The organism is Alloalcanivorax gelatiniphagus, from assembly GCF_005938655.1.
In the GTDB taxonomy this organism is placed as follows: Bacteria; Pseudomonadota; Gammaproteobacteria; order Pseudomonadales; family Alcanivoracaceae; genus Alloalcanivorax; species Alloalcanivorax gelatiniphagus.
On sequence record NZ_VCQT01000016.1, the window covers coordinates 38,435 to 48,747 of the forward strand.

Consider the following 10,313-nt stretch of genomic DNA (forward strand, 5'->3'; position numbering starts at 1 on the left):
AGTGTTTTTGGAAGTACCATGAGGAGGATTGAGGGGGAGAAAGGGATCAATGCAACACGCGAACTGGCAGAAAACCGACCCCGGGCGGGTGGAAACACTGCTCGCCGGGGTGCCGTTTTTCAACGAGGTGGGCCGCGACGACCTGGCCCAGAGAGAGCGGCTTCTGGCGCGCACGGAAATCATCGAGGCGGCCTCCGGCGACACCGTGATCCGCGCCGGCGAGGTGGAATCCAGCCTCTACTTTCTGTTGCGCGGGCAACTGGTGGTGCTGGACGACGAAGACCCGGCCAAAGTGCTCTATTACGTGTCGCCGGGGGAGATGTTCGGCACCCTGTCCATGCTGCTGGGGCAGGCCCGCAGCGCCACTATCCAGGTGGCGGACGCGGCCCGGGAAGCGGTGCTGGCCCGGCTGGATTTCAACGATTTCGACGACGATCGCGGCACGCCCTACACCCTGGCCACCCGCCTGGCGTTCTTTCATATGCTGGTGCATCAGATTCGCTGGGCGGTGGAGGTGCGGCGCATGCACCGCCCGGACCCGGCCATGGCCGCGGCCCTGCGCAAGGTGCCGGTGTTCGCTGGCGAACGGGACAGCGAAGCGGAACTGGCCTCCCTCCGCGACCAGGCCCGCGCCCTGGCGGATTTGCTTTATCGGTGGAATCATCCGCCGCCGGGGTCCACGGGGAATGCGCAGCTGACTTGAGGGGGGAGTTACAAGTTGAAAGTTGAAAGTTGAAAGGGCGGGCATTGAGAAGCCTCGCCGCGGCCTCCGGCCGTTGGGGCGCGGGCTGTAACGTGCCGCCGCCGTTACTCGCGGGCACGGCCTTGCTGGCTTCGCGGCTTCTCTCGCGTTGTAACTTTTAACTTTGAACTTTCAACTTCCCAACGGGCCGGCCTTATCGCGGCTGAAGCCGCTCCTACCGGGAATTGGTGGTTGTAGGAGCGGCTTCAGCCGCGATGCCCGGCCGGTTGGGGCGAGCTATTCCTTCTTCTTCCTCTCCATCTTCACCGCCAGCACATCACAATGGGCGCCGGGGACCAGTCCCCGGGCGGTGGAGCCGAGCAGCAGGGCCAGGCCGCTGCGGGTGTGGCTGCCCACCACGATCAGGTCGGCGTCCAGGTCGTCGGCCTTGTCGAGGATGGTTTTCTCGATGGAGCCCAGTTCCACATGCACCCGTTCCTTGGGGATCTGGTACTGGCGGGCGTAGTTGCAGGCGGTTTCCCGGGCCTGCTTGACCAGGCCGCTTTGCAGGTCGGTCACGTCCATGGGCACATCGGCGCCGTAGGCCAGGGCCAGCGGCTCGATCACGTGGATCAGGTGCAGTTCGCCCTCGGTGCCGGCGATGACCCCGGCGGCGCGGGCCAGTACCTCGGCGGATTCGTCGCTGCAGTCGATGGCCACCAGGACCTTGCGATAGGGTGCGGACACGATTTTTCTCCAGTGGCTCGGTGTCGCTACCGAGTATAACTTGCCGGACGCCCGCCGCCAGCCCGCCGTTAAAGGGCCACCGGCGAGGGCGGCAAAGCCTTGCGGGGCGCGGCTTTGGCGGCCTTCGCGGGGGGCGCCGGCGGGCATCGGGGCGGTGCTCACCGGGCGGTCGGCGCTTGACCGGACAATACCGGCGCTGTCTAAATAGGCGCCCGCCGGGGCCCTGAAGGCCGCCCGGCGGTACCTCCGGACACTTGGACCGGCACGGCGATCCCGTGCGGCCCACGGGTTTTACGGAGGTTTCTTTTGGATATCCGCATCATGATCGGGTGAGCAACGAATGGGTAAGTCCCTTGTAATCGTGGAGTCGCCGGCCAAGGCCAAGACCATCAACCGCTATCTGGGCGACGACTTCGTGGTCAAGTCCAGTGTCGGCCATGTGCGCGACCTGCCGGTGAGCGGTGGCGCGAAAAAGACCACGCCCAAGGAGCGTGCCAAGGAGGCCGCCTACACCCGGTCCCTGCCCAAGGAAGAACGGGAAGCCTATAAAAAGAAGAAGTCCCAGGCTCAGCTGATCAATCGCATGGGGGTGGACCCGGAGCACGACTGGAACGCCCACTACGAGATCCTGCCCGGCAAGGAAAAGGTCATCGACGAGCTCAAGCGTCTGGCCGCCAATGCCGACCGCATCTATCTGGCCACTGACTTGGACCGCGAAGGGGAAGCCATTGCCTGGCACCTGCGGGAAGTGATCGGTGGTGACGACCAGCGCTTCGACCGGGTGGTGTTCAACGAGATCACCAAGAAAGCCATCCAGGCCGCGTTCCAGAAACCCGGCAAGCTGGACATGAGCCGCGTGGAAGCCCAGCAGGCGCGCCGTTTCCTGGACCGGGTGGTGGGCTTCATGATCTCGCCGCTGCTGTGGGAAAAGATCGCCCGGGGCCTGTCCGCCGGCCGCGTGCAGTCGGTGGCGGTGGAGCTGGTGGTGGAACGCGAGCGCGAGATCCGCGCCTTTACCCCGGAGGAATTCTGGGAGCTGCACGCGGACACCCACAGCCAGGCCAAAGCCAGCGACGAGATCCGCCTGCAGGTGACCCGCCATAACGGCGAGAACTTCCGCCCCAACAATGGCACGGACGCGGAAAAGCACCGCGCCGCCCTGATGGCCGCCGGCCAGCTGACCATTACCCAGCGCGAGGAACGGCCCACCCGTTCCAAGCCGCCGGCGCCGTTCATCACCTCCACCCTGCAGCAGGCGGCCAGCACCCGCCTGGGCTTCGGCGTGAAGAAAACCATGATGATGGCCCAGCGCCTCTATGAGGCCGGCCACATCACCTATATGCGGACCGACTCCACCAACCTGAGCGCCGACGCGGTCAACGAGTGCCGTGCCTGGATCGACGACCAGCTGGGCGGCAAGTACCTGCCGGAAAAGCCGATCAGCTATTCCAGCCGGGACGGCGCCCAGGAAGCCCACGAGGCGATCCGCCCGTCCGACGTGAAGCGCGAAGCCAGCGGCCTGAAGGACATGGAGCGCGACGCCCAGCGTCTCTACGAACTGATCCGCCGCCAGTTCATCGCCTGCCAGATGCCGCCGGCGCAGTACCTGAGCACCACCATCACCGCTGAGGCGGACGGCTACGAGCTGAAAGCCCGCGGTCGCATTCTCAAATTCGACGGCTGGACCCGTATCCAGCCCCAGGCCTCCCGCAAGGGCCAGGAAGACACCGTGCTGCCGGACCTCAAGCAGGGCGACGTGCTGGCGGTGGACGACATCGACGCCACCCAGCACTTCACCAAGCCGCCGGCGCGCTACACCGAGGCCAGCCTGGTCAAGGAACTGGAAAAACGCGGCATCGGCCGCCCGTCCACCTACGCGGCGATCATTTCCACGATCCAGGACCGGGGCTATGTGCGGCAGGACAACCGCCGCTTCTACGCCGAGAAAATGGGCGACATCGTCACCGACCGTTTGGTGGAGAACTTCCCCCACCTGATGGATTACAACTTCACCGCCGAGATGGAAGAAACCCTGGACGAAGTGGCCGAGGGCAAGCGCCACTGGCGTGACGTGCTCGACGAGTTCTACCGGGATTTCCTGGCCAAGCTGGAAGCCGCCCAGGGCGAGGGCAGCGGCAAGCAGGCCAAGGGAGGCATGCGCGCCAACCTGCCCACGGACACCGACATCGAGTGCCCGAAATGCGGCCGGCCCATGCAGATCCGCACCGGTTCCACCGGCGTGTTCCTCGGTTGCTCGGGCTACAGCCTGCCGCCCAAGGAACGCTGCACCGCCACGCTCAACCTGCTGCCCGGCGAAGAGGCGGTGCGCGCCGACGACGACGAGGAAGCGGAAACCAACGAGCTGCGTCGCAAGAAGCGTTGCCCCAAATGCGGCACCGCCATGGAATCCTACCTGATCGACGAAAAGCGCAAGCTGCACATCTGCGGGAACAACCCGGACTGTGACGGCTACGTGGTGGAGAAGGGCGAGTTCCGCATCAAGGGCTACGACGGTCCGACCCTGGAGTGCGAAAAGTGCGGCAACGAAATGCAGCTGCGCACCGGCCGCTTCGGCAAGTTCTTCAAGTGCACCAACGACGACTGCGGCAACACCCGCAAGCTGCTCAAGAACGGTGAACCGGCGCCGCCCCGGGCCGACCCCATCGACATGCCGCACCTGCAATGCGAGAAAGTGGACGACCACTACCTGCTGCGCGACGGCGCCTCCGGCCTGTTCCTGGCCGCCAGCCAGTTTCCCAAGAACCGGGAAACCCGCGCCCCGCTGGTCGAGGAGATCCAGACCGTCGCCGACAAGCTGGACCCCAAGCACAAGTACCTGGCGGACGCCCCGGCGCAGGACTCCAAGGGTCGCAAGGCGGTACTGCGCTACAGCCGCAAGGCCAAGGAGCAGTACGTGATGACCGAGGAAGACGGCAAGCCCACCGGTTGGTACGCCTTCTACCGCGACGGCCACTGGGACGTGGAAGAGAAGAAAACCGCGCCCAAGAAAAAAGCCGCCGCCAAGAAGAAAAAGGCCCCGGCGAAGAAGAAAGCCGCCAAGAAATAGCTACAAGCGACAGGCTGCAAGCAGCAAGCTAAAAGAGGTGCCGGTGCGATAGCCGGCTTGCAGCTTGTCGCTTGAGGCTTGTACCTGATAACCACCGGAGGTGGTGTCGATGTCCCGAATGGTGCGAGAAAGCGAAATCAGCGGTTTGCGTGAGCGGCTGTTCTTCGCCCGCAGCCTGCTGAAAACCCTGAACCTGGACGAGGATGGCCCGGTGGGGCCGCGTCTGGCGTTGCGGGGCGGGGTGGTGTTCCATCTTTATTCGGTGCTGGTGGGCATCGCCCGACAGGCGGCGCGAAGCTATCAGGTGTCCGGTTACGAAGACCTGATCAGCCTGGCCGCCCTGGAGCAGGCGTTCGCCGCCGCCGGCGTCCAGGCCCCGGAGATGAACCTGCTGGCCCAGGCCCGCGCCAACCGCTCCGACCCGGTGTTCTGGCTGGATCAGGAAATGCGCGCCGCCGTGGGCGCCGCCGGCCTGGCCCGCCGCCCGGCGGCGCCGGAGGAGCGCGACGCCCTGGCGATCCGCGCCGAGGACCCCTACGTGCCCCTGGCCAGCGGCGACCGGCAACGGCTGGAGCAGGCCGCCACCCGGGTGGAGGAGTTGGTCACCCTGTGCAGCGGTTATATGGAGGAGTGGTAGTTCGCCACCCGTTTGATCGCGACTGAAGTCGCTCCTACAGCGTGGGCGTGGTACCTCCATGTAGGAGCGACTTCAGTCGCGATACCCCCCCCCCAGCTTGACGCCCGTATCGGCCAAACGTATGTTTGAAACGTTTGTTCACCGGCGCGAGGCCCCATGTCCCAGTCCGATACCGTTGAGCGCATCCTTGATGCGGCGGAAGTGCTGTTCGCCCAGAAAGGGTTCGCCGAGACCAGCCTGCGCGCCATCACCAGCCGGGCCGGCGTCAATCTGGCGGCGGTGAATTACCACTTCGGTTCCAAGGAAGCCCTGATCCAGGCGGTGTTCGAACGCTACCTGACGCCGTTCTGCCTGGCCCTGGACGCCAAGCTCCAGGAACTGGAAGGGCAGGGCGCCGTGGATCTGGAGAAGCTGTTCGGCGTGGCCTCCAGGCTGGCGCTGGGCTCCCACGGCGACGAACCGCGCCGGGCGATGATCTTCTTCCGCTTGTCCGGGCAGGCCTACAGCCAGCCCCAGGACCATCTGCGCGCCTACCTGCGCGAGCACTACGGCGCCGTGTTCCGCCGCTTTCTGGCGTTGCTGCGCACGGCGGTGCCGGAGGTGCCGCCCATGGAGCTGTTCCTGCGCGTGCATTTCAGCCTGGGCGCGGTGATCTTCACCCTGTCCGGCATGGAGTCCCTGCAGACCATCAGCAAAAAGGACTTCAACACCGACGTCACCGCCGCCCGCATCACCCAGCAGTTGCTGCCGTTCGTGGTTGGTGGCATTCGCGGCTGAAGCGGCTGCCCCTCCATCCTCTGTAGGAGCGACTTCAGTCGCGATCCGGCGCTGAATCGCGGCTGAAGCCGCTCCTACAGGATTCCTTCCCCGTTCCCGCCGTGCGCACGATTGCTGTATCGTTGCGCCATGCACATTATCGTCTCGCTTTCCGATCAGACTCTGACGCTCCAGGACGGCGCCGACCGGCGGGTATTCCAGGTGTCCACCGCCGCCGCCGGCGCCAGCTGCCAGCAGGGCAGCAACGGCACGCCCCTGGGCCGGCATCTGGTCCGCGCCCGCATCGGTGACGGGCTGCCGCCGGGGGCGGTGTTCCGGGGCCGCCGCTTCCTCGGTGAGCGCTACGATCCGGCGCGGGCCGCCGCCGACCCGGGACGGGATTGGATCCTGAGTCGCATTTTGTGGCTTGGCGGCCTGGAACCGAGCCGTAATCAGGGCGCGGACGTGGATAGTTTCCGGCGCTTTATTTATATTCACGGCACGCCGGACAGCGAGCCCATGGGTGAGCCGGCGTCCCACGGTTGCATCCGCATGCGCAACACGGATGTGATCGCACTCTTTGCCCGGGTGCCGGTGGCCACGCCGGTGACCCTCGTCGAATAAAGACCCAACTGCATGCAACGAGACAACGAGACCCAGCCTCTGCTGATGCTGGACCTGGAAGGCCTTACCGTAAGTTCGGAGGAGCGCGAACTGCTGCGCCATCCGGCGGTGGGCGGCCTGATCCTGTTCAGCCGCAATTATCAGGCGCCGGACCAGCTTCAGCAGCTGGTGCGCGCGGTACGCGCCGAGCGGCCGGACATCCTCATCGCCGTGGACCAGGAAGGCGGCCGGGTGCAGCGCTTCAAGACGGAATTCACCCGCCTGCCGCCGATGGCCTCCCTGGGGCGCTATCACGACCGCGACCCGCAAGCGGCTCTGGTGGCGGCGGATCTGCTCGGTGAGTTGATGGCCGACGAACTGCGCGGCTTCGACATCGACATCAGTTTCGCGCCGGTGCTGGATCTGGACCACGGCCAGTCGGCGGTGATCGGCGACCGCAGTTTCCACGCCGACCCGCGCCGCGCGGTGGCGGTGGCCGGCGCCTTCCTGGACGGCATGGCCCGCGCCGGCATGGCCGCCACCGGCAAGCACTTTCCCGGCCACGGCCATGTGGCCGCCGATTCCCATCTGGAACTGCCCGAGGACCCCCGCGACTGGGCGGCGTTGCAGGACGACCTGTGGCCGTTCCGCGCCCTGGCTGGCCGGCTGGACGGCATCATGCCCGCCCATGTGCGCTACCCGGCGGTGGCGCCGGAACCCGCCGGCTTCTCGCCCCACTGGCTGGGCCAGGTGCTGCGCGGCGAGTGCGGCTACCGGGGCGTGATCTTCTCCGACGACCTGGCCATGGCCGGCGCCGCCGGGGCCGGCGACTACACCCAGCGCGCCGCGGCGGCCCTGGAGGCCGGCTGCGACATGGTGCTGGTGTGCAACGACCGGGCCGGCGCCGTGCAGGTGCTGCAATGGCTGGAAGGCCGTGCCTTCCCGGGCCGGGTGCCCGCCGCCGCCCTGCGCGGCCGGCCCCGGGCGCCGATGACCCTGAGCCGCCGGCACCAGGCCGGTGATGTGGCTGACCTGCTGATGAAGGACGTGCAATGAACTGGCAAAACCTCTCCGACTGGCGCCAGTTGCTGGAATGGCCCGGTCCGGACACGGACACCGTGGTCTGGTTGACCCAGGTATTCGTGGTGGTGTTTCTCACCGTGGCCACCAATTTCCTGCTGATGCGGGTGATCGACCTGATCGACCACTTCAGCCGCAAGACCACCACCCTGTGGGACGACGCCCTGCTGGAGGCGGCCCGGGTACCGGTGCGTCTGCTGCTGTGGGTGGTGGGCCTGTCGGTGGCCGCCGAGATGCTGCAGGCGGTGTCGGAAAGCGCCATCTTCGAATACGTGGCGGAAGTCCGGCGGGTGGCGTTCATCGCCATCGTCGCCTTCTTCCTGACCCGGCTGATCAGCAATGTGGAAACCAACCTGGTCAACCCGGACCGGGTCAAAAAGCCCATGGACAAGACCACCGCCAACGCGGTGGGCAAGCTGCTGCGCATCTCGGTGCTGATCACCGCGCTGCTGATCATCCTGCAGGCGCTGGGCTACAGCATCTCCGGGGTGCTCGCCTTCGGCGGCGTGGGTGGCATCGCGGTGGCCTACGCGGCCAAGGATCTGCTCGCCAACTTCTTCGGCGGCATGATGGTGTACCTGGACAAGCCGTTCAAAGTAGGGGAGTGGGTGCGCTCCCCGGACCGCGCCATCGAGGGCACCGTGGAGCACATCGGCTGGAGGCTGACGCGCATCCGCACCTTCGACCAGCGTCCCATCTACGTGCCCAACTCCCTGTTCACCACGGTGGTGCTGGAGAACCCGTCGCGGATGCTCAATCGCCGCATCAATGAGAAAATCGGCATTCGCTACGACGACTGGCGGGTAATGCCGGACATCGTCGCCGCCGTGCGGCGGATGCTGATCGACCACGAGGACATGGAAACCGATTACCGGACCCTGATCGTCAATTTCGATCACTACGGGGATTCCTACATCGAGTTCTTTATCTACACCTTCACCAAGACCACCGACTGGGTGCGTTATCACGAGATCAAGCAGGATGTGCTTATGCGCATCATGCACATCGTGGACGAGCACGGCGCGGAATTCGCGTTCCCCACCCGTACCCTGCACATGCACGCCGAGTCCGCCCCACGCAACTACGCGGAAGACGACCACGGCGACGACCAGCGGGCCGAGCACGACCACGGCGACGACGGCGACCCGCCGCCGCCGCGGCGCCGGCCCGCGTCCCAGGGCGCGCCCCGTAACCGCCGCGACCGCAGCCAGGGCTGGAAAGGCGAACAGGATCAGGAGACAGGCAATGACGACGGCGAATGAGCTGAAGGACGAACTGATGCGGGTGCGCCGTGATGCCCGCGAACTGCATTCCCACGACGACGTGCAGGCGGCCATCGGCCGGGTGGCGGTGCAACTGACCGCCGACTATTCCGAGCGCTTCCCGGTGTTCGTGACGATCATGAACGGCGGCATGGTGTTCGCCGGGCAACTGCTTACCCGGCTGGATTTTCCGCTGGAAGTGGACTACCTGCACGCCAGCCGCTACCTGGGCGACACCAGCGGCGGCGACGTGCAATGGATCGTCACCCCCACCGCCAGCCTGGCCGGCCGTGACGTGGTGATCCTCGACGACATTCTCGACGTGGGCAACACCCTGCTGGCGATCATCGAGGCCTGCAAGGCCCAGGGCGCCGCCACCGTCAGCACCTGCGTGCTGGTGGACAAGGTCCACGACCGCAAGGCGCAACCCGGCCTGAAAGCCGACTACACCGCTCTGGAGGCGGAAGACCATTACCTGTTCGGCATGGGCATGGACTACAAGGGCTACTGGCGCAACGCGCCGGGCATTTTCGCCCTGGACGAGGAAGGCTGAGATGCTGGCGTTTATCGGCGGCACCGGCCTGACCCGCATCGACGGCCTGACCCTGCGCAAGCACCACGCCATCGGCACCCGCTTCGGTGACGCCTCGGCGCCGGTGGTGGAAGGGGAGCTGAACGGCGCCCCGGTGCTGTTTCTGGCCCGCCACGGCGACCCCCATGTGCGGCTGCCGCACCAGGTCAACTACCGGGCCAACATGCTCGCCCTCAAGGAAGCCGGCGCCAGCGAGATCGTGGCGGTGAACGCGGTGGGCGGCATCACCGCCGACACCGGCGCCCTGGTGGTGCCCGAGCAGATCATCGATTACACCTGGGGCCGCGAGGCCACCTTCTTCGACGACCCGGACGAGCCGCTGGTGCATGTGGATTTCAGCTGGCCCTTCGACGCCGCCCTGCGGGGCCGCCTGAAAGCGGCCCTGGCCGCCAGCGACGCCCCCTGGGTGGACGGCGGCTGCTACGCCGCCACCCAGGGCCCGCGCCTGGAAACCGCCGCCGAAATCCGGCGCCTGGAACAGGACGGCAACACCATCGTCGGCATGACCGGCATGCCCGAGGCGGTGCTGGCCCGGGAGCTGGGCCTGCCCTACGCCATGCTGTCGCTGGTGGTGAACCCGGCCGCCGGCAAGGCCGACCGGGAGATTACCATGGCGGAAATCGAAGCGGTGCTGCACGGCGGCATGGACCGGGTACGCAAGGTCCTCGCCACCCTCGCCGCCAGCAGCCCGACCCAATAACCGGCACAACCCGGACGGCCCGAACCGGACGGCCCGAACCGGACGGCCCAAACCGGACGGCCCAAACCGGACGGCCCAAACCGGACGGAACAAACCGGACGGAACAAACCGGACGGAACAAACCGGACGGAACAAACCGGACGGAACAAACCGGACGGAACAAACCGGACGGAACAAACCGGGCGGA

At 66.4% G+C, this 10,313-nt stretch carries 10 protein-coding genes; 9 read left to right on the forward strand and 1 reads right to left on the reverse strand.

Annotated features, from left to right (window positions below):
- Positions 1 to 49: 49 nt before the first annotated feature.
- Positions 50 to 703 carry a cyclic nucleotide-binding domain-containing protein gene (locus tag FGS76_RS03480; protein WP_138771237.1) on the forward strand — a complete coding sequence of 218 codons (654 nt, stop codon included), beginning with the start codon at positions 50 to 52 and terminating at the stop codon, positions 701 to 703.
- A 276-nt stretch (positions 704 to 979) separates the two neighbouring features.
- On the opposite strand, the gene FGS76_RS03485 is transcribed toward FGS76_RS03480, so the two are convergent.
- Complete coding sequence (locus FGS76_RS03485) at positions 980 to 1,429, reverse strand: universal stress protein (RefSeq protein WP_138771238.1); 450 nt, start codon at positions 1,427 to 1,429, stop codon at positions 980 to 982.
- A 340-nt stretch (positions 1,430 to 1,769) separates the two neighbouring features.
- Here FGS76_RS03485 and topA point away from each other — a divergent pair, with 340 nt between their 5' ends.
- The 8 genes from topA to FGS76_RS03525 all read left to right on the forward strand — a co-directional run bounded on the left by topA (position 1,770) and on the right by FGS76_RS03525 (position 10,126).
- Entirely contained in the window at positions 1,770 to 4,496 is a 2,727-nt protein-coding gene (gene topA, locus FGS76_RS03490; RefSeq protein WP_138771239.1) for a type I DNA topoisomerase, read from the forward strand.
- A 109-nt stretch (positions 4,497 to 4,605) separates the two neighbouring features.
- On the forward strand, positions 4,606 to 5,133 hold the full coding sequence (locus FGS76_RS03495) for a hypothetical protein (RefSeq protein WP_138771240.1): 528 nt from the start codon (positions 4,606 to 4,608) through the stop codon (positions 5,131 to 5,133).
- Positions 5,134 to 5,289: 156 nt separating this feature from the next.
- Positions 5,290 to 5,910, forward strand: coding sequence for a TetR/AcrR family transcriptional regulator (locus FGS76_RS03500; protein ID WP_138771241.1), 621 nt, complete (start codon positions 5,290 to 5,292; stop codon positions 5,908 to 5,910).
- Positions 5,911 to 6,021: 111 nt separating this feature from the next.
- Complete coding sequence (locus FGS76_RS03505; protein WP_338081321.1) at positions 6,022 to 6,513, forward strand: L,D-transpeptidase family protein; 492 nt, start codon at positions 6,022 to 6,024, stop codon at positions 6,511 to 6,513.
- Positions 6,514 to 6,525: 12 nt separating this feature from the next.
- Complete coding sequence (nagZ, locus tag FGS76_RS03510) at positions 6,526 to 7,548, forward strand: beta-N-acetylhexosaminidase (protein ID WP_240692399.1); 1,023 nt, start codon at positions 6,526 to 6,528, stop codon at positions 7,546 to 7,548.
- Positions 7,545 to 8,834, forward strand: coding sequence for a mechanosensitive ion channel family protein (locus FGS76_RS03515; RefSeq protein WP_138771243.1), 1,290 nt, complete (start codon positions 7,545 to 7,547; stop codon positions 8,832 to 8,834). Before nagZ ends, FGS76_RS03515 begins: the two co-directional genes overlap by 4 nt.
- Entirely contained in the window at positions 8,818 to 9,387 is a 570-nt protein-coding gene (locus FGS76_RS03520) for a hypoxanthine-guanine phosphoribosyltransferase (protein WP_138771244.1), read from the forward strand. Before FGS76_RS03515 ends, FGS76_RS03520 begins: the two co-directional genes overlap by 17 nt.
- A 1-nt stretch (position 9,388) precedes the next feature.
- Positions 9,389 to 10,126, forward strand: coding sequence for an S-methyl-5'-thioinosine phosphorylase (locus tag FGS76_RS03525; protein ID WP_138771245.1), 738 nt, complete (start codon positions 9,389 to 9,391; stop codon positions 10,124 to 10,126).
- Positions 10,127 to 10,313 lie beyond the last annotated feature (187 nt).

Excerpts from the sequence above, each read along its gene's own strand:
- FGS76_RS03495 (WP_138771240.1), top strand. The coding sequence starts at position 4,606 with ATGTCCCGAATGGTGCGAGAAAGCGAAATCAGCGGTTTGCGTGAGCGG.
- FGS76_RS03520 (WP_138771244.1), top strand. The coding sequence starts at position 8,818 with ATGACGACGGCGAATGAGCTGAAGGACGAACTGATGCGGGTGCGCCGT.
- FGS76_RS03525 (WP_138771245.1), top strand. The coding sequence starts at position 9,389 with ATGCTGGCGTTTATCGGCGGCACCGGCCTGACCCGCATCGACGGCCTG.
- FGS76_RS03515 (WP_138771243.1), top strand. The coding sequence starts at position 7,545 with ATGAACTGGCAAAACCTCTCCGACTGGCGCCAGTTGCTGGAATGGCCC.
- FGS76_RS03500 (WP_138771241.1), top strand. The coding sequence starts at position 5,290 with ATGTCCCAGTCCGATACCGTTGAGCGCATCCTTGATGCGGCGGAAGTG.
- nagZ (WP_240692399.1), top strand. The coding sequence starts at position 6,526 with ATGCAACGAGACAACGAGACCCAGCCTCTGCTGATGCTGGACCTGGAA.
- FGS76_RS03480 (WP_138771237.1), top strand. The coding sequence starts at position 50 with ATGCAACACGCGAACTGGCAGAAAACCGACCCCGGGCGGGTGGAAACA.
- topA (WP_138771239.1), top strand. The coding sequence starts at position 1,770 with ATGGGTAAGTCCCTTGTAATCGTGGAGTCGCCGGCCAAGGCCAAGACC.